Source organism: Bacillus sp. FSL W8-0223 (genome assembly GCF_038006805.1).
Lineage (GTDB): Bacteria > Bacillota > Bacilli > Bacillales > DSM-4216 > Bacillus_O > Bacillus_O smithii.
In genome coordinates this window covers 3,512,931-3,531,513 of sequence record NZ_JBBOVX010000001.1, presented here as the reverse complement: position 1 = coordinate 3,531,513, position 18,583 = coordinate 3,512,931, and the positions used below count along the sequence as shown (strand labels likewise).

Sequence of the window (18,583 nt, the reverse complement as noted above, 5' to 3'; positions counted from 1 at the left end):
TATGAAAAGCCTTAATTTTGTTGTAAAGCAGAAAAAAATTTCTCAAAAAAGAATTTTAGATACTTTAATGCTAGATGCATTTTTAAAAAAAGGCTTCCCTTTTGACATCGCAAGAGGGTCATATAAAAGAAAATGGAAAAAATTTTCATTGTTCTTTTAAAAGTTAAGGGATCTGCGAAAAATGCTAGCGTACGTTTGGCTGACAGGAATCTTTACGTTATTTTTCATAATCAGCAAAAAAGTGGAATGGGAATCAGGATGAATTTCTTTAATAAAATGAACATTAATAATATAAGAACGGTGAACTCTAATAAACAAGTTATTTGGCAATAGATATTCGAGTTCCGTTAAATTCAGTTTATGAGTTCCTTCCAATGTTTCCGACTGGACTTTCGTTTTGCGATTTTGCGCTTCTAAATAGACAATTTGCTCATAAGGAATAGGATACCATCTCTCATTAAACTTAATGGTTAAGAAATTCGCAGAAATGGGTGAAGGTTTAGCCGGCAGAATGGTTGTAATCGCTCCAGCAGGACGATCTTTTTCAAAAATAGGGATGCTCATGCCGAAATAAGGAACGCCGAACACTTCTTCATCAATATAGAGAGAAACTTTTTGGCCTGTTGACAGTGCTTTGTAGGCAGCGGTCCCTTGTTTTACGGGGTCCCCGGGCTTTATTTTTAAATCAACTGTTTTACTTGGTTTATAATAAATATATTGTTTGTGGTCGGAAATCGCGATTGAAGTGTTTTTAGGCAAGTATTCAGAAAGAATTCCCATTACAGAAGCGACGGTAAATTTGTCCACTAGGTGTCAACTCCTCCAACTTTGTACTTCTGTATGAACGATGTCGAAATATTAGGTTTTTTCGAAAATCGTAAAACCTTTACCATTTATTATACCAACTTGATTCCGTGCTTAAAAGAACGTTTACATTAAAATTGATCTATTTTTGATATATATGATGGTCTTCCACCGGTTGAAGGTTCAAAAAATTGAAGATGCTCGAAATTTGTCGGATAATAAAGAGTGAAGAAATCAACGAAGAAGCGGTTTCCCAGGGGAACAGGAGATATGAAAACAGCGATATGTATTAGACGGCGTATGGAAGAATGGAATCTCTCGTTGCTTTTATGAGTGGCTGACGCGCCGGCGGAGTAAGCAACTAGACGGAAAGGTGATTAAGATGTCAAAAGCAAAAACGAACGCCATAAGGATGCTGGATACTAAAAAGATTCCCTATAAGGTTTATACGTATGAACCACATGGCGGAAAAATAGACGGTGTTTCGGTAGCGGAAAACCTCGGCAAAGATCCTCATTGTGTGTTTAAAACACTGGTGGTTCAAAGCGGAACAAAGCAGCTGTATGTGTTTGTCATTCCGGTAGCGTCTGAACTGGACTTGAAAAAGGCTGCTAAAGTAGCAGGAGAAAAAAAGGTAGAGATGCTCCCTGTCAACGAGCTGCAAAAGTGGACGGGTTATGTTCGCGGTGGCTGTTCGCCCATCGGCATGAAAAAGCATTACCCCGTTTTTATCGATAAGCAGGCGTTAAACTGTCATGAAATTATAGTAAGCGGAGGAAAAATTGGAGTTCAAATAGAATTGTCACCCGCAGACTTGCAAAAAGTCGTCAACGCCAAAATAGAAGATCTAGTTAAAGGGGCCTGACCCCCTTCACACTTTAATGTGTGAAAGGGGTCAGGCCCCATAAAAATGTTCCGATAAAATGGTCGACTTCGGTGCTTTCATGCAGGCCGCTATGTGTCACTTGTACATTCTGGACGATTTTGTCTTGATAATTGTGGCGAGGGACCATTCTTCGGATAGACAAGGCGCTTGAAATGTTGACTACTTGGTCGCCTTTTCCGGCAATAGCGAGTACTTTGACGTCTGGTGGGAAGTGGTTCGATTTTCTCCATAGGTCTTGTAGAGCTTTAGATCCAGGTTTTAAATCGAGAGCGGCTGGTCCGCTATTCACTTTAAAGTAAGAGGATTGGTCAATCCCCAAAAAAGGGCTGCCAATGGTGACCAATTTTTCTACTTTAGGATAGCGAAGCTGGTTGCCGTGATCCAGGAGAAACTTGGTTGAAATAATTCCCCCCATGGAATGGCCGACAATATTCACATTTTCAATCCCGTATCGTTCTTTTAACAAAAGCATCACTTCAGAAAGCCAATGGGAAGTGTCCTGAAAACTGGCTCGGTTGTTTTCAAAAACGACTTGAATGAACATTCTATGGCTGTCATTTGGGATATGCCCGTTCACGAAAAGATGTCCGTTTTTTGCCACTTTGCAAATCAGCACACGATGACCCCAATGATAGTTATATTCAAAGCGGTTCAGCATTCCGTTAAAAGAGTTGTAAGTTCCTTTATAGCCATGAACAAAAATGGTCGGTGGATCGATATAGGTTTGATTTTGCGAATTGACCGGTTCGGACCGATTCAATAATTGAAAACTGATATAAGCTAATAACAGTAAAAGTGACAATAAAAAAGGTATATTTTTACCGCTTTTACTCATTTTTGACCCTCCAATGCGTGTGCATTGTATCATATCTATATAAAATTGAAAATAAGATGTACATTCGAACATTTCATTTTTGGTATAAAACACCGTCAGGCATTGATCTTTTCAAAATTTATTTTGCCCAGCAGCATTCGATTGGGTCATGTGTTTTTGGTGGCAATAATAGACAGAAGATGGTGAATGAGGGAGTTTTTTTGGAAATGGCGCAAAGAATTCTGTTTTTTGGGTGGATTTTTAAAAGGTGTCTGGGGAGGAGAAAGGCTTTATTGTTTTGATGGCAAAATAAATATAGAAGTGATTTATCGATTAAAAAGGAGATTTGCGTTTTTTGCAAACTTTTCATGTAAGAAACGATGGTCAGACAAACAAACAGATGCGTGATCGTAATGGCTATTCAAATCAAAAGGAAGGATGTTGAAAATTCTTTCGGCCATGGAATGCTTTTTTTTGCTGATAACATGCAATCTTGTTCGTTAACGAAAAATCGCTTCTACTTAATGCATTCCATACAGAGGGAACATCAATTGAACATAAGCTGCTAAATGATGAAGACGCATTTCGGCAAAAAATGTGACAGCCCGATGAAATCTGACTAAATAGAAGGTGAAAATTTGAAATTAATGGATCGATGGATGTCAAGAATACGAGTGGAACAGTGAATGCTGGCTAAACGCTAATAAAGTCGAAAGAAAATTTTGTTGAATTTTTTGAAAAACCCTTTATTTCTATTAAAAATCATATTAAAATATCGATGTTAATGAGGATCAGGCCAGAAAAAACGATCATTACCCAGAAATTTTGAATTATTTCTTAAATGGTGAATACTTGATCAAAACGGGAATGTTGCCATATTTTTAAGGATCGGGTCCCCTTTTTTGTTTTGAGGAACTTTTCATGATTCAAAAGAAATCAAAAAGGGAAAAGAGGTTGGGAAAGGTGAATCCATCGCTTGTTTTGCTGAGGGATGAACAGTTGATGGAAGTATATGAACGAGCTAAAACGGAAAATCTCTCTAAAGATTTTATTCAATTGCTGGAAATGGAAATCGAACGAAGAAAAATTAAAAGTAAAACTGATAAACAATATGAAAAATTAAGGCAGATTATTCATTAATGATTTCACAAAAACGTATGTATAGGGACATACGTTTTTTTTATGTGCGCCTGGCATGTACATGAACTATAGGGTGTAAGTCCCGAACCCCGAAGACAGAAGTAGAGGTTAGCCAAGAGCAAGGGTGTCCGTGGTGACGCGGAATCTGAAGGAAGCTGGAGGCAAAACACCGGTCCGAGGAACACGAACCTCATATAAGGCTAGGTATGATTGAGTGAGTTTGCATAACAAAACAAAGCTCTTTCTGTCGAAGGTCATATCGAGTAAATGAGGCGGATAGATGGTGTGAAAGTGCATGTACTTACCCGGGGAGGTCTGGCGGATATGTGAAGTACTCTTCATAACCTACTTAGTGATAAGTAGCTGAACCGTCAGAAGTCAGCAGAGGTCATAGTATTAGTTGGTCTAGAACAACTAAGAAGGACCGAACAATTAAGAGAGAATAGCCCTTGGTATTCAGTGAGTCATGATGAACACAGAAAACGTAGTACCTCACTTGAGGGAGGAAGCGGTGAATCCCGTGGGAGACCTCTTGGAGGGTGGAGTGACCACTGGCATAAAGAGAACAGCTATTCACGGAAGTTATAAAGACTTGCGTCAATTATCTTAATTGAACCGCCGTATACGGAACCGTACGTACGGTGGTGTGAGAGGACGGGAGTTAATCGCTCCCTCCTACTCGATGGACTGAAGTTTCGACAGCCTTTAAACGGGTGCGGAAAACTGATCTTGTCTTTAAAAAATGGTAAGATAGAAATGAATTGCTGAAAGTGTAATGAGGAAATAGATAAGGGTGAAATGCATGATTAAATGTATTGCTACAGACATGGATGGAACACTGTTAAATAGCCGGCAGATGATTAGCGAGGGTAACCGTACAGCCATCAAAAAAGCCCAAGAAAAGGGAATAGAAGTCGTGATTGCCACAGGGCGTTCGTACGATGAAGCCCAAACAGTATTAGCGGAAGCTGGCTTACAGTGCCCAATTATTTGTGTGAATGGAGCGGAAGTGAGAACAAAAGAAGGCGAAATCATTCATACAAATGAATTATCGGCCAAACAATCCCTCGATATTTATGAAATTCTTTATCATTCGGATACTTATTACGAAGTGTTTACTAACAAAGGGATATATACGGATCATTATGAAAAAGGCGTTCAGACGTTAATGAACATCTTTCAAACGGCAAATCCAGATATGCCGGAGGATCAAATTTATGAAATGGCCAAAAACCGATACTCCAAAGGACATATTCAGATTGTAGAAAACTATGAACACGTTATCGAAAGCAATGATCAGCTTGTTTATAAATTCCTTGTTGTTTCAAAAAATCCTAGTGAATTGATGAGGGTCAAAGAGAAATTAGAAGCGCTTCCGGAAATTTCGGTAAGTTCATCTGGAAGCGAGAATTTGGAAGTGACGCATAATAAAGCTCAAAAAGGAATCGCATTGACGTGGTTTACTGAAAGAATGGGCATATCTATGCAAGAAACAATGGCGATCGGCGATAACTTGAACGATCTCTCTATGTTTGAGAGAGTGGGGCGCTCTGTTGCGATGGGAAATGGCCATCCGGATATCAAAAAAATTTGCAGCCATGAGACAGCGGTGAATGACGAAGATGGGGTTGGAAAAGCAATACTGGAAGTTCTTTAAAAGTTCCCAAGACCGAATGATACGAATAAATTCAATAGAGACAATAAGCTATCCAAAAACAGCTTATCGAACTTACCGTCAGTAGGGAATGTAAATTCTTAGCTGGTGGTAAGTTTTCTTTTATCATCAGTGGCATTGGCTAAGATGATGTTATGTTTATTTTCGCGCTTGATTCAAAGGTGAGCTATCATAAAAATCATCATTTTAAGAAAATTTGTTCATCTATTTGACCGAAAATGTGTTAGAATTATTTTTAAAATTCAAATATTAAGAAGGGGCGTTATGATGAGCAAAGCTTTGACAAAAATCAGTGTGGAAGACATCGTAGTAGCCAATCAAATGCTGAAGGATGTAGTGGAAAAAACACCTCTACAAAAAAATGAACGATTATCCGAACGTTATCAATGCAATATTTATATAAAAAGGGAAGATTTGCAAATCGTCCGTTCTTTCAAAATACGCGGTGCCTACCACTTCATCCAGAGCTTGACAGAAGAAGAAAGGAAAAAAGGAGTCGTATGCGCCAGTGCCGGCAATCACGCTCAAGGAGTGGCTTATTCGTGCAAAAATTTGGGAATCTACGGAAAAATTTTTATGCCGACGACGACTCCACGGCAAAAGATTTCCCAAGTTCAATTATTTGGCGGCTCTTATGTAGAAGTGATTTTAACAGGAGATACATTTGATGATTCATATATGAAAGCAAGAGAATGTTGTGCTAAAGAAGATATGATATTTGTGCATCCGTTTGATGATTCTCGCATTATTGCGGGACAAGGAACGGTTGGGGTAGAGATTATGAATGACAGTGCTGAACCGGTGGATTTTGTTTTCGCTGCAATAGGTGGGGGAGGATTAGTTTCCGGCGTCGGCTCTTATATAAAGAGCATCAGCCCGGAAACAAAAATTATTGGCGTTGAACCGGAGGGGGCGCCAAGTATGAAAAAATCATTGGAAAACGGAAAAGTGATGAACTTAGAAAATATTGATCCGTTTATTGACGGTGCCGCGGTCAAGCAAGTAGGAGATTTAACAATGGAAATTTGCAAAGAAGTTGTGGACGACATCGTGGTGGTGCCGGAAGGAAAAGTTTGTACGACGATTTTGAATTTATACAATGAAAATGCGATTGTGGCCGAACCTGCAGGGGCTCTTCCTATCGCCGCTTTGGATTTTTACAAAGATCAAATAAAAGGAAAAAATGTTGTCTGCGTTTTAAGCGGAGGAAACAATGATATCTCGCGAATGCAGGAAATCAAAGAGCGGTCTCTTATTTATGAAGGATTAAAGCATTATTTTATCGTCAATTTCCCGCAGCGCGCTGGTGCATTAAGGGAATTTATGTCTGATGTGCTAGGCGAGCATGATGATATTACAAGATTCGAATACACGAAAAAGAATAGCCGTGATGAAGGACCGGTGCTTGTAGGCATTGAATTGAAAAAACGGGAAGACTATTACCCGCTGATTGAGCGTATGAATCGCAAAGGCTTCCCGTATATGGAAATTAACAATGACCCGCTTTTATTTAATTTTTTAATTTAACTTCCCTCCGAAAGAAGTCTCCTACTTCTAAATGTGAAGGCGCTGAAGCACCAGTGAAAGTGGAGATGAATTTCGGTTAGGCGTAGCCTAAAGTTGTCTCTTTTTTGTACTACGATATAATCAGTATTTATATAAATGAAAGACTGTTATATCAACGGAATTAGATAATAATAATCATTCGGTATTCCTTTTGTATTATCATCTTGTTCTGGTCGTAAAATATCGCAGACAAGTGATTGATGACCCCATATCTGACTATGCAAAAGATATGTTTATTCGACTTGGTGAACATTACAATATTTCCTTGGGCGAATGGAATCACGATCTTGACCATGTGCATATTTTGTTCAAAGCACATCCGAATAGTGAACTATCAAAGTTCATCAATGCCTATAAAAGTGCAAGTTCTAAGACTTATCAAAAAGCATTTTCCACAAGTGAAAAGAAAACTTTGGAAAGAGTATTTTTGGTCAAGAAGCTTTTGCTTACTTACAACAGGTGGTGCGCCCATTGAAGTGATAAAGCAGTATATAGAAAATCAAGGGAGGAAGTGAGGTGATTTGATATGGCAAACAAAGCATATAAATTTCGTCTGTACCCAACACAAGAACAAGAGCGACTTCTTACAAAAACCTTCGGTTGCGTTCGTTTCGTCTACAACAAAATGTTGGCTGAACGAATGGAAACATATGAACCATTCAAGGACGACAAAGAAGTCTTGAAAAAGCAAAAAAAATTCCCGACTCCTGCAAAGTACAAAAAGGAATTTCCATGGCTCAAAGAAGTAGACAGCCTTGCGTTGGCAAACGCTCAACTGAATTTGCAGAAGGCATACCAAAACTTCTTCTCTGGTCGTGCTGAATTTCCGAAGTTCAAAAGCCGAAAGGCGAGACAGTCCTACACAACCAACGTGGTCAACGGAAACATTATGCTTTTGGATGGTTATATCAAATTACCGAAACTGAAACTTGTAAAAATCAAACAACATCAAGAAATTCCGTCACATCATATCATCAAGTCTTGTACGGTTTCTCGAACAAAAACAGGAAAATACTATGTTTCTATTCTCACTGAATGCGAACATCAACCTGTACAAAAAGAAGTACAAGCTGTGGTTGGCTTAGATTTTTCCATGAACGGTTTATTTGTCGATAGTGAAGAAGGTAAGACAGCCAATTACCCTCGTTTCTATCGCCAAGCCTTGGGAAAATTAGCGAAAGAACAGCGTGTTCTATCACGCAGAAAGAAAGGTTCTAATCGTTGGCACAAGCAACGACTAAAAGTGGCGAAGCTACATGAAAGAATTGCGAATCAACGAAAAGACTTTCTACATAAGGAATCGCACAAATTAGCGAAACTATATGATTGCGTGGTTATCGAAGACCTCAACATGAAGGGAATGTCCCAAGCACTCAATTTCGGCAAAAGCGTTGCTGATCATGCATGGGGCATGTTTACGAAATTTCTCCAATACAAGTTAGAAGAGCAAGGGAAAAAGCTTATCAAAATAGATAAGTGGTTTCCATCATCCAAAACTTGTTCATGTTGCGGTCAAGTAAAGGAGTCTCTATCTCTTTCTGAGCGCATATTCCATTGTGATTGTGGTTTTGTAGCAGATAGAGATTGGAATGCTTCTATCAATATCAAGCGTGAAGGATTGCGACTGTTGGCATTAACATCATCATAAATAGAGCATGGAACAGGCTCGATAGCTAAGTAAATTTCGTACCGTTAGGTGCGATTACCTTAGAAGCCTCCACCTCTAAGCGAAGCGTAGGTAGCGGGTAGTTCACTATCTTCATCCAGCTCATGGCGCCTCATTAAGGGATGATGATCAAAGTCAAAGAGAAGACGCTCCAAAGAGTTTACATAGGATCGGTTCTTTCCTGTTTTGATGCAGGCGATGAGTGGATAAGAAAAATAATAAAAGCCAGTACCAACGTGAAAGAAGTGGGCTGGCTTTTTTGTGTAGAATTGGTTTGATAGGTATTGGTTGCGATCGAACTCTTTCTTGCGATCATTGCCTTTTTAAAATAAAACAATCGCTTAGAGATGAAAGGCAAAGTGCTGCTCTTTGACGAGCGTTTATGACAAAGATAGGATCAATCTACTTCGTCACGATCCCATTGATAGCTCCATAAACGTTCTGTTGTTAACCGTTCGCTGATCGGATTGTTTTGAGCTATGCTTTCCTCCAATCCCTTCAGCATCCAAGCGGTTTGGGAGATATGCGCTTTTAAAGCAGCGATCTTGATATCCTGTACTTCACGAATATCGTTTACAATATCGGGTTCACCTAGATTTCTTTCGCAGTCTTTGGAAAAGGCTGTGCAGTATAGCTTCGGCCGTTTTTCCACTGGAATTCGGCGCACCGCTCTTACAACCGCACGTCCGGTAGCTTCATGGTCCGGGTGGACGGAGTAGCCGGGATAAAAAGTAATGATCAACGATGGATTCAGTTCTTCGATTAAATCAGTCACCAGTTTGACCATTTTTTCGTCATCTTCAAATTCCACCGTTTTATCGCGAAGCCCCATCATTCGCAAATCTTGAATGCCGATCACTTCAGCTGCTTTCTCGAGTTCCTTTTTACGGACTTTGGGCAATGTTTCTCGAGTAGCAAACGGCGGATTGCCTAAATTTCTTCCCATTTCGCCCAATGTCAGACACGCATAGGTGATAGGAACGTTGTTTTTCGCATAAATGGCAAGTGTTCCTGAAACCCCCAGTGCTTCATCATCCGGATGTGGATAAATAACCAGCACATGACGCTCTTTTTCGATTTTGTTCATGTTCTAAAATCGCTCCTTTCCTTAGTCGAACGGTGTGTGGCTGATTTCCAAAGCAGCCGCTAATTTTCCGTCATGGCCATGCCCCGAAAGAAGCAGTCGTCCTTGGTCATCCAGTTCAAAATGGGTGAGGCCTTCTACGTAAATCCATCCGAGATCCAACTTCAAACCGATCCGATATGGACCTGTTCCTGCGATTTTGCCATGTTCATAGTTTACTTTGGCATTCCGGATAAAACAACCGGCCGAAAAAAAGCCTTCGTTAAAATGAGAAGCATAAGCGCCGTTCGTCGTTTCCACATGGATATACACATCTTTGCCGGCGAATTGATTGATATATTCTTGGACCTTGTCAGCGAGAATCGGCTCCATTTTCTTCACCTCTATACAAAAATATATAGATTCATTGTACTAGAAAACAGATAGAATTGCGAAAAGAGTTGGGCAATGAAAGACTCTCTGCAAAATGTTCGTAACGGTCGATTGTCCCCTTCTAAATTTCTTTTCTTTCACACTAATTGTTTGAACTTCTTTTCAAACGGTGCTTACTATAGAAGCGTTGCTGACGAGTGAACAGAGTCCGAAATTCGGCGGCTGACCGCAAAGGCTTCCGCTTACACAAGTTCTGATCGTTTCCATATGCCGCTGTGGGAGAAAATACTTTTGGACGTTTTGACGCTGTCGGAAAAATAAAGCGTTTTCTGTCGTGTGAGTAAAATGTTTGTGGGAGAAATTCTTAGAATTCCCCGATGAGGGGGTTGGGAACGTAGGTTCGCAATCCCCTCATCGGGGCCACCAAGCAAAGCGCGGTAGGATCCCAAGCAGGAAACATGAAAAAAGGACTCTCTCCCTGGTAAGATGATCATTGTTCACACCATCAAACAGGAGGAGAGAGTCCCATGAATATTCAACAACATCTTACCACAAATTCGTTGACATGGAAAGAGATCGAACTTGATTTGTTTCGAGCCTTGCAAAACGCCTTCACCGAGCTGTTTACGGCTCTGTTGGAGGACATCGACCGACAATTGGCGGAAACCCGGGACAAGCGCCGGTACCACTTGAAAGACAAACGACGCACCACGATTCAAACCTTGTTTGGCGAAGTTACCTTTGAGCGAAACTACTATTTAGACCGAGAACAAAACCGTTACACGTTTTTGCTTGATTCCTTTTTAGCGTTTGATGGATCGCAGTCAATCAGCCCTTGTCTAGAAGAAACGGCGATGGGATTGGCTGTGGAGTGCTCTTCCTATCGCAAAGCGGCTCATACGCTTGCCCAGATGGTCGGGTATCCGGTGATGAGCCATGAGACGATCCGCCAGTTGGTGCTCGAGGCTGAAGTTCCGCTGCACTGCCCGGTTGACCAGCGATATGGACGGGTGCTGTTTGTGGAGGCCGATGGACTGTTTGTCTCTCTCCAAGGGAAGGGAAAACGGGCCAAGGAAGACAAAATCCTGACCGTTCACGAAGGATGGAAGCGCAACGGCTCACGGATCGAATTCGTGAATCAGCGCCATTACGTCCATGAAGGCAAGGGGGAGGTGTGGGAAGGCTTCGAGGAATTTTTGATGAACGAATATGCCTATGATCCGTGTCGGGATCTTCTTGTCATCAACGGGGACGGCGCTCCATGGATTACCGCGTGCCGGGAGTATTTCAAAGGACGGGTCTGCTTCCAATTGGATCGATTCCACGTGGCGCGTGAGTTGCGCCAATGCCTCTCGGGCCATCCACGGTGGCAGGCGATTCGGCAAAAGCTGGCGAAGCAGGATGAAGAGAAGCTGCTTGTGGAACTGAACAGCGCCCTCGGCACGCTGGGGGACGAAGCGAAAGAACAACAGCTGGCTGCCTTGATCCACCGGATCGAATCGATGCCGGGATGCATCCGTGATTACCGGGAATGGCTGAAGGAGCAAGGAGTGGACACAACGGGCATGTATCCGATGGGGAGGGCTGAAAGCGTGATGAGCCAGCTGGCGTATCGGGTGAAATACCGCCGCAGTTGGACAGACAAGGGACTCAGGGCGTTTTTCAAGGCAATGATTGCCCGGATGGATGGGATTCGTCTTTTCGGACATCGTTTAGGAGAAGAATCGTCGCATCCGGCGGAGGAAACGGCATCTACCAAACAGACGATCGTGAACAAGGCGAAACAACGCATCCGCCGTCTTCTTCCAGAGGTAACGCGGAATAACGTGCCATATTTACAGCAATCGTCCGGGACTCCGATCTATCATGCCCTGTCTGAATTCAAGGGATGGTAAAAAAAGGTATACATATTCGTCTGTCATGGCAAGGGATGAGAGTCCGAAAGCGCTTACGGATGAAATTCAAAAAAATGGTTCGCTAACCTATGACTTACATCTATTTTCAGCGAACCAAAAAAATTCCCACAAAGTCTTGACTGACTCTTTTCTGTCAAAAGGTTTGTTCGTTGTTTAACGATATAGTAAAATCAAGGAAAAAGAACAACTGAAAGATGTTCATGTAACTTTTGAACGGATGCAACGCTACATTACACTATTGGGAAGAATGTTTATTTGTCAAAGAGGCAAAAACCATCGGAATAAATTTTAATCTGTGATTTTCATTTTGTGAATCTTCAATGTAAGCAGCGCAATAGAGGGGAACGAGACAAGTGGAAACAACGGTGTTTTTGTTGGCTGGCGGTCAATCGACCAGAATGGGGATGAATAAAGCACTTTTGGAAGTCGATGGGAAAACCATGCTGGAGCGATTAAAGGATGAGTTTCAACCGTTGACTTCTAAAATGGTGTTGCTGACGGGCAGTCATTCTTATTCTATGGATCTTCCCCAGCTGCCAGACGATGCGTCTTTTCGAGGATGCGGGCCGCTTGCAGGAATTTATACGGGTCTTCTTCATTCGGATACGGAGATGAACTTGTTTGTGGCTTGTGATATGCCGTTCGCTTCCAGACGTATCGGGAAATGGATGATAGACGAATTGGCAAAGACCGATCAAGATGCCATTATCCCTATGACGGATGGGATTCTTCATCCTTTATTCGCTGTTTATAAGACATCAGCGAAAGAAGCGGCCAAAATTCAGCTTAAGCGCAAGCAATATCGTTTGAAAGAATTCCTCCGCTTGTTGGATATGAAGATCGTGGCGGAACACGATGTTCCTGATGCTTTAAAAGCAGAATATGCGAATGCTTTTTGGAATATGAATGATCCCGAATCGTTCAAAGTGGTGAAAACGATAATAAAAGGAATGAAAAGAAACGATGTTTAAGATTACAAAACAGCCAATCAAAATGGAAGAGGTAGTCCAGCAGGTGGTCCGGCCTGAAGCAGGTGCGGTTGTGACGTTTTTAGGTACGGTAAGAGAATTGACAAACGGGAAAAAGACCCTTTATTTGCAATATGAAGCCTATGAATCCATGGCAGAAAAGAAATTGAGACAAATTGGAGAGGAAATTGAAAAAAGATGGCCGGGGGCTAAAACGGCGATCGTGCATCGAATCGGCCGGCTGGACATTTCTGATATTGCGGTAGCGATTGCTGTTTCCACTCCGCATCGGAAGGACGCCTATGAGGCAAACCGCTATGCTATTGAAAGAATAAAAGAAATGGTGCCGATTTGGAAAAAAGAGCATTGGGAAGACGGAGAAGAGTGGATTGGAAATCAGCAAGGCACGATTGCTTATTCCGATGGGAAACCACCGCAGGAATCATAATGTCCCTGGTGAAATGGATGAAGTAAACGTGCAAGCAATGCAGGCATGAAGGAAGAAATGGAGGATGTAGGATGATTCGTATTTTATTTTTTGCTCATCTTCGTGAAGAAACGGGGCAATCCGAAGCAGAAATAGAAGGAGCCGGAAAAACGATCAAACAAATAAAAAAAGAAGTGGTGGAACAGTTTCACGCCAGCCGGCTCGATTCTGCTATGACAGCTGTCAATGAAGAATTCGTTCCGGAAGACTACAGAGTAAAAGAGGGAGATGTCGTTGCCTTTATTCCACCTGTTAGCGGGGGATAACAAGCGCCACAGGATGCTATTTTAACGGAAAGAAGGTGCAGCAATGGAACGGTATTCCCGGCAAATACTGTTTGAACCAATTGGGAGAGAAGGACAGAAGAAGCTTTCCCAAAAGCATGTTTTGATCGTGGGGACTGGAGCTTTAGGTTCTGCAACAGCCGAAATATTGGCTAGAGCGGGAGTAGGCCGGATGACCGTCATTGATCGCGATTACGTGGAAGAAAGCAACTTGCAACGGCAGCATTTATATAGTGAGGAAGATGCTCGCATGCGCTGGCCAAAAGCGGCCGCGGCAGAAAAAAGGCTTGGAGAGATCAATGGTCTCATTGATGTAAATTCCATTGTCGGCGAGGCAGATGCTGCATTGCTGGAAGAGTTGGCGCAGGAAGTCGATCTCATATTGGACGGTACGGATAACTTTGAAACTCGTTTTTTAATCAATGACATTTCCCAAAAATATCGAATTCCTTGGATTTTTGGAGCTTGTGTGGGAAGTTTTGGAATGACTTATACGATTGTTCCCGGAAAAACTCCCTGTCTTCAATGCTTATTAAAGCAAATGCCGATGCAAGGATTGACTTGCGACACGGTGGGAGTGATCGGACCGGCTGTTCAAATGGTGGCTGCTTATCAGTCGGCGGAAGCGTTGAAGATTTTAACCGACCATCAAGAAGATTTGCGTCCGTCTTTTGTAAGCTTTGATCTTTGGAAAAACGATCATTTGGAAATCAAAGCGGGGGCATTAAAGGATGAAAGCTGCTTATCTTGCGGGGCACAGCCTGCTTATCCTTTCTTGTCGCGGGAAGCACGCACAAAAACAACTGTTCTTTGCGGAAGGGACACAGTGCAGGTAAGGCCGGGGAAAAAACGAGACATGGAGCTATCTGCACTCGCTCTTCAATGGAGAAGAGCAGGCTGGAATGTAGAGGGGAATCCTTATTTATTATCCATTGAAAAAGAGGATCTTCGCATCGTTTTATTTCAAGATGGCAGAGCTTTGATTCACGGCACGAAAGATGAAGCCACGGCAAAAAAAATCTATCAAACTCTTTTAGGATAGCTGTTAATGAACATAAACAAACGGCGGCCCGTTTCAACATCCGGCCGCTCTTTTACTTTTGTATTTTTCTTAAACGAATGTTTGAAAAATTTTTTGAAATCTTTATTTTTCTGATGATGCGCTTTCTGTTGTGTATACAGCAACTTCGAAAAATTTTTTGATGGCGAAGATAACCGAATCCTTCTTTGCTCGTTGGAAGTAGCGCTTTTCGACAAAAATTGATAAGGTATAGTTGAATCAAGAATAAACATTTCATGGAAAAGGCAAAGGTGGGAACGAATGAAAAAGAAAATTCTATCCAATGACTGGGCTCCGTTATTGGAGGAAGAATTTGAAAAAGAATATTATCTACGCTTGCGTGAATTTTTAAAAAAAGAATATCAAACAAGAATTGTTTATCCGGACATGTATGATATTTTCAATGCCCTTCATTTTACTCCCTACAAGAACGTAAAAGTAGTGCTTTTAGGGCAAGATCCTTATCATGGACCTAATCAGGCCCACGGTTTAAGTTTTTCAGTCAAACCGAATGTTCCAATCCCTCCTTCTTTAAAAAATATTTTTCAAGAATTGCATGATGATCTAGGCTGCTATATTCCTGATAACGGCTGTTTGATCCCTTGGGCGCGCCAAGGCGTTTTGCTGTTAAATACAGTTTTAACGGTTCGCCAAGGAGAAGCCCATTCTCACCGCGGAAAAGGATGGGAGCAATTTACCGATCGGGTGATTTCGCTCATCAATAATCGAGAAAAACCGGCGGTATTTATTTTGTGGGGGCGTCCGGCTCAAAGCAAATTGCCGCTGATTGATCAGACGAAGCATTTTATCATCCGCTCGCCGCATCCTAGTCCATTGTCCGCAAACCGAGGATTTTTTGGCAGCCGTCCGTTTTCAAAAGCAAATCGCTTTTTGCGGGAAATAGGTGAGACAGAAATTGACTGGCAAATTCCCAATCTTTCATAAACCATCTTTCATTCTTTTGACAAATAACAACAAAAGTCGAAATGTTTCACGTGAAACATTTCGACAAAATGCTTGAAGGATTTTTTATCATCCAAACGAATCTATTGTGAATTTCCAGCTTTTCTTGCATGCATGGATATAGAAAGAAGTTTATTTCAGCAGGTTTTTCATTTGCTGAGGGAGAAGAAAACAGCTTTGGAAAATTTCGGCGTTGAAATATTTGGTATCAAGGTTAGGTACTTGTTTGCTGTTAGTATCAATCGGATAGACTTTTGATCCTAGCGTAAAACTCCACATTCCTCCTGGGTAGGTTGGAACAACAGCTTTATAGACACCGGCATAAGGGAATAAATTTTGAATATGATCAAACGTTTGTTTAAGAATCTCCTGATGGAACAAAGGAGATTGACTTTGACATACTATAATGCCGTCTTTTTTTAATACTTTTTCTACGCTTGCATAAAAGTCATGTGTAAATAATGCTTCTGCGGGCCCGACAGGATCGGAGGAGTCAATGATGACCACATCATATTCGTCTTGGCGATTTTTCACGAATTCAATCCCGTCTTCAAAAATAAATTGAACGCGGGGATCGGATAAGTTCCCTGAAACATCCGGTAAATATTGTTTGCAAGATTTCACTACCAGTTCGTCAATTTCCACCATATCGATTTGTTCGATGCCGGGATGTTTGGCTGCCTCTCTTGCTGCGCCGCAGTCGCCGCCTCCGATAATGAGCACTTTTTTAGGATGGGGATGAAGCAGAATAGGAACATGGGTAATCATTTCATTATAAATGTGTCCATCCAAGGAAGTCGTTTGTACAACCCCGTCTAAAACCAGCATTCTTCCGAAATCATACGAATCTACAATCATGACATGTTGATAGGGGGATTGTTCTGAGAAAAGAATCTCTTTTAGTTTATAACTGATTTTCAGCGTATTTCGGTCATTTTCTGTCAGCCATAGGCTCCCGTCTATTTCTTGCAGCCATTCGAGATTAGTGTTCATCATGATCGTCTCCTTTCTTTTTTGATTCCCATACAAATGTAAAAATTAGACCTGTTTTGATAGAATAGATCTATACGACCCATATTGTAGCAAAACAAAGCATACTGTGAAAATACTCGGTTTTCGGGCCTTGTTTTACGGATTATTTGAAAAAGTGGCGACGATTTACAGAAGAATTTTTTCGCTTGAATTACATATTTCAGAACGATCATAATGGAATTATGATGTCCTTTTCATTTTGAAAGCATACCGATAAAGCCAATAGAGGACTTTTAATCCGTGAAACAGAGAAGGGTTTAAAAATGGGCTTAGGGAGGTGGAGATTTTGCAGATCAGCCATTATCAACTTTTAAAGAAAATTGAAGAGGAAACAAAAAAGGCGCGCCAAGAAGAAAATAGCGATGCATTATATCAGCATCTTTATACCATAAAAACTCTGTGTGAAGTTGTGCTCGATTCACAATTGAACCCTGCGGCATTTTTGGAAGAGAACAGCACGCCTGTCAGTCCTGCTGAAGAAAGGGCTTTGCCTTTGCAAGGAAACAAGCTGGAAACGGATGATGGAGCCAACGGAGATTCCATTTTTGATTTTTAACGAATTTTTTGCCGCTGGACCCGGAGATGGAAACACTAAAATGCTTTTTAAGCAGATGGCTGTATAGATAAGTGGCAGCAAAACCTTGAAGGGAGAGGGAACAGGATGAAAATTTTTGTCATAATAGGGGCTATTAATGCACTGCTGGCTGTGGCGTTGGGGGCGTTTGGCGCACATGGACTGGAAGGAAAATTGGAACAAAAGTATATGGATATTTGGAAAACCGGCGTCCAATATCAAATGTTTCATGCACTTGGGCTGTTGATTGTCGCCATTTTAGCGGGAAAATATCCGGCTAGTTCACTTATTTCTTGGTCGGGATGGCTTTTGTTTATTGGAATTGTGCTCTTTTCGGGAAGTTTGTATGTACTCAGTTTGACGAAAATTCATATTTTGGGGGCCATTACTCCTTTAGGCGGGATCTCGTTTTTAATAGGTTGGTTTTTGCTTGTTTTGGCAGCAACCAAGTGGATGTAAAAAGATTGGATTGTCAATACAATCAAATATTAAAAGGAAGAGGCGATCCCATCCGCTTTTGTAGGGGCCTCTTCTTTTTTTGATTGTTTCTGTTTTGTGCTTGTGATATCCGCGAAGCTAGGGATAGAAATCATGCATTTGAATCGTTAAACGAGCAGGATCATCACGCTTAAAACACCCCAATAAAGGGCACGTTATCTTGGCTGGTACGATCCGCCTGGTCCGCCGCCTCCGCCTGCAAACGGATATTCATACTCAATCGGTTCTTCAAATGTAATGTAGTCCACGTATACCATAGGAAGCAAATAGCGTGTGCCTGTTTGCGGATCGCTTATAATAAGATGATCGCGGCCGGCTGCCTCGATAACTCCTTTGAAGATTTTGGCATTCCATTCTCGATTGTTTTCAAATGTCATATATACGGTGACGAGTTTCCCTTTATTCAGCCGTAAAATATTTTCAATATACGATTGCTCTAGGGGAAGCATTCCCGGAATATATTGAGCGACGCTGGTTGGAGTTTGTTGGCTTGGAGCAGCACCTCCTACTTGCTGCTGTTGCTGGCTCGCTCCAGGGTAAAAGGGTACATGAGGATATGGGCTTGGCTGGACCGCTTGAGCCGGATATCCTTGCGGATAAGTATAATACACTTGTTGGTTACCACTTGGTTGTTGCCTCATTCGAGATCCTCCTTATTCTAATATTCATACACCTTGGGCAAGAGGTTTAATAGAAAGTAAAAGGAATAGACCTGCCTGGTTCTATTCAGGAAACTGTTCATGAAACAACCACTTTTTAGTTGACGGGTGAAATGGTTCTTTTGCCAACCATTT

Annotated in this window: 20 protein-coding genes and 1 pseudogene; 15 read left to right on the top strand and 6 right to left on the bottom strand. The window is 41.6% G+C overall.

Annotated features, from left to right (window positions below; all coding sequences use genetic code 11):
• Nucleotides 1-156 precede the first annotated feature (156 nt).
• Nucleotides 157-807, bottom strand: a complete 651-nt coding sequence (locus tag NST81_RS16905; RefSeq protein ID WP_003354921.1) for a LytTR family DNA-binding domain-containing protein — start codon at nucleotides 805-807, stop codon at nucleotides 157-159.
• A gap of 379 nt (nucleotides 808-1,186) precedes the next feature.
• Between NST81_RS16905 and ybaK the strand changes: the two genes are divergently transcribed.
• On the top strand, nucleotides 1,187-1,669 hold the full coding sequence (gene ybaK / locus NST81_RS16900) for a Cys-tRNA(Pro) deacylase (protein WP_003354922.1): 483 nt from the start codon (nucleotides 1,187-1,189) through the stop codon (nucleotides 1,667-1,669).
• A gap of 13 nt (nucleotides 1,670-1,682) precedes the next feature.
• Here the strand turns inward: ybaK and NST81_RS16895 are convergent, their stop codons facing one another.
• Nucleotides 1,683-2,525 carry an alpha/beta fold hydrolase gene (locus NST81_RS16895; RefSeq protein ID WP_048624286.1) on the bottom strand — a complete coding sequence of 281 codons (843 nt, stop codon included), beginning with the start codon at nucleotides 2,523-2,525 and terminating at the stop codon, nucleotides 1,683-1,685.
• Between the two features lie 186 nt (nucleotides 2,526-2,711).
• Here NST81_RS16895 and NST81_RS16890 point away from each other — a divergent pair, with 186 nt between their 5' ends.
• The 6 genes and pseudogenes from NST81_RS16890 to NST81_RS16865 all read left to right on the top strand — a co-directional run bounded on the left by NST81_RS16890 (nucleotide 2,712) and on the right by NST81_RS16865 (nucleotide 8,533).
• On the top strand, nucleotides 2,712-2,912 hold the full coding sequence (locus tag NST81_RS16890; protein ID WP_048624285.1) for a hypothetical protein: 201 nt from the start codon (nucleotides 2,712-2,714) through the stop codon (nucleotides 2,910-2,912).
• A gap of 513 nt (nucleotides 2,913-3,425) precedes the next feature.
• Nucleotides 3,426-3,644 (top strand): sporulation histidine kinase inhibitor Sda, encoded by a 219-nt coding sequence (gene sda / locus NST81_RS16885; protein WP_048624284.1) that lies wholly within the window; start codon nucleotides 3,426-3,428, stop codon nucleotides 3,642-3,644.
• Nucleotides 3,645-4,446: 802 nt separating this feature from the next.
• Nucleotides 4,447-5,301, top strand: coding sequence for a Cof-type HAD-IIB family hydrolase (locus NST81_RS16880; protein ID WP_048624283.1), 855 nt, complete (start codon nucleotides 4,447-4,449; stop codon nucleotides 5,299-5,301).
• A gap of 282 nt (nucleotides 5,302-5,583) precedes the next feature.
• A complete protein-coding gene (gene ilvA / locus NST81_RS16875; RefSeq protein WP_156179274.1) occupies nucleotides 5,584-6,846 on the top strand; it encodes a threonine ammonia-lyase IlvA in 1,263 nt (420 codons plus the stop codon).
• Between the two features lie 148 nt (nucleotides 6,847-6,994).
• Nucleotides 6,995-7,400: pseudogene (tnpA, locus tag NST81_RS16870) on the top strand (IS200/IS605 family transposase).
• Nucleotides 7,401-7,411: 11 nt separating this feature from the next.
• A complete protein-coding gene (locus NST81_RS16865) occupies nucleotides 7,412-8,533 on the top strand; it encodes a transposase (RefSeq protein ID WP_341030394.1) in 1,122 nt (373 codons plus the stop codon).
• 415 nt (nucleotides 8,534-8,948) lie between these two features.
• On the opposite strand, the gene bshB2 is transcribed toward NST81_RS16865, so the two are convergent.
• Nucleotides 8,949-9,629, bottom strand: a complete 681-nt coding sequence (gene bshB2 / locus NST81_RS16860) for a bacillithiol biosynthesis deacetylase BshB2 (RefSeq protein ID WP_048624560.1) — start codon at nucleotides 9,627-9,629, stop codon at nucleotides 8,949-8,951.
• 30 nt (nucleotides 9,630-9,659) lie between these two features.
• Complete coding sequence (locus NST81_RS16855) at nucleotides 9,660-10,007, bottom strand: YojF family protein (RefSeq protein WP_003354347.1); 348 nt, start codon at nucleotides 10,005-10,007, stop codon at nucleotides 9,660-9,662.
• Between the two features lie 527 nt (nucleotides 10,008-10,534).
• Here NST81_RS16855 and NST81_RS16850 point away from each other — a divergent pair.
• The 6 genes from NST81_RS16850 (at nucleotide 10,535) to NST81_RS16825 (ending at nucleotide 15,667) form a co-directional block, all read left to right on the top strand.
• Nucleotides 10,535-11,902, top strand: a complete 1,368-nt coding sequence (locus NST81_RS16850) for an ISLre2 family transposase (protein ID WP_003355652.1) — start codon at nucleotides 10,535-10,537, stop codon at nucleotides 11,900-11,902.
• A gap of 374 nt (nucleotides 11,903-12,276) precedes the next feature.
• Nucleotides 12,277-12,894 carry a molybdenum cofactor guanylyltransferase gene (gene mobA / locus NST81_RS16845; RefSeq protein WP_048624281.1) on the top strand — a complete coding sequence of 206 codons (618 nt, stop codon included), beginning with the start codon at nucleotides 12,277-12,279 and terminating at the stop codon, nucleotides 12,892-12,894.
• On the top strand, nucleotides 12,887-13,339 hold the full coding sequence (locus NST81_RS16840) for a molybdenum cofactor biosynthesis protein MoaE (RefSeq protein WP_048624280.1): 453 nt from the start codon (nucleotides 12,887-12,889) through the stop codon (nucleotides 13,337-13,339). Before mobA ends, NST81_RS16840 begins: the two co-directional genes overlap by 8 nt.
• Nucleotides 13,340-13,410: 71 nt before the next feature.
• Complete coding sequence (gene moaD, locus NST81_RS16835; protein ID WP_003354344.1) at nucleotides 13,411-13,644, top strand: molybdopterin converting factor subunit 1; 234 nt, start codon at nucleotides 13,411-13,413, stop codon at nucleotides 13,642-13,644.
• Between the two features lie 43 nt (nucleotides 13,645-13,687).
• Complete coding sequence (locus NST81_RS16830) at nucleotides 13,688-14,704, top strand: ThiF family adenylyltransferase (RefSeq protein ID WP_003354343.1); 1,017 nt, start codon at nucleotides 13,688-13,690, stop codon at nucleotides 14,702-14,704.
• A gap of 279 nt (nucleotides 14,705-14,983) precedes the next feature.
• Nucleotides 14,984-15,667, top strand: coding sequence for a uracil-DNA glycosylase (locus NST81_RS16825; RefSeq protein ID WP_003354340.1), 684 nt, complete (start codon nucleotides 14,984-14,986; stop codon nucleotides 15,665-15,667).
• Nucleotides 15,668-15,817: 150 nt separating this feature from the next.
• Here the strand turns inward: NST81_RS16825 and speE are convergent, their stop codons facing one another.
• A complete protein-coding gene (gene speE, locus NST81_RS16820) occupies nucleotides 15,818-16,678 on the bottom strand; it encodes a polyamine aminopropyltransferase (RefSeq protein ID WP_048624278.1) in 861 nt (286 codons plus the stop codon).
• A 325-nt stretch (nucleotides 16,679-17,003) separates the two neighbouring features.
• On the opposite strand from speE, the gene NST81_RS16815 reads away from it, so the two are divergent.
• Nucleotides 17,004-17,273, top strand: coding sequence for a YwdI family protein (locus NST81_RS16815; protein WP_048624277.1), 270 nt, complete (start codon nucleotides 17,004-17,006; stop codon nucleotides 17,271-17,273).
• 105 nt (nucleotides 17,274-17,378) lie between these two features.
• Nucleotides 17,379-17,750, top strand: a complete 372-nt coding sequence (locus NST81_RS16810) for a DUF423 domain-containing protein (protein WP_048624276.1) — start codon at nucleotides 17,379-17,381, stop codon at nucleotides 17,748-17,750.
• 194 nt (nucleotides 17,751-17,944) lie between these two features.
• Here the strand turns inward: NST81_RS16810 and gerQ are convergent, their stop codons facing one another.
• Nucleotides 17,945-18,430 (bottom strand): spore coat protein GerQ, encoded by a 486-nt coding sequence (gene gerQ / locus NST81_RS16805; RefSeq protein WP_327804605.1) that lies wholly within the window; start codon nucleotides 18,428-18,430, stop codon nucleotides 17,945-17,947.
• Nucleotides 18,431-18,583 lie beyond the last annotated feature (153 nt).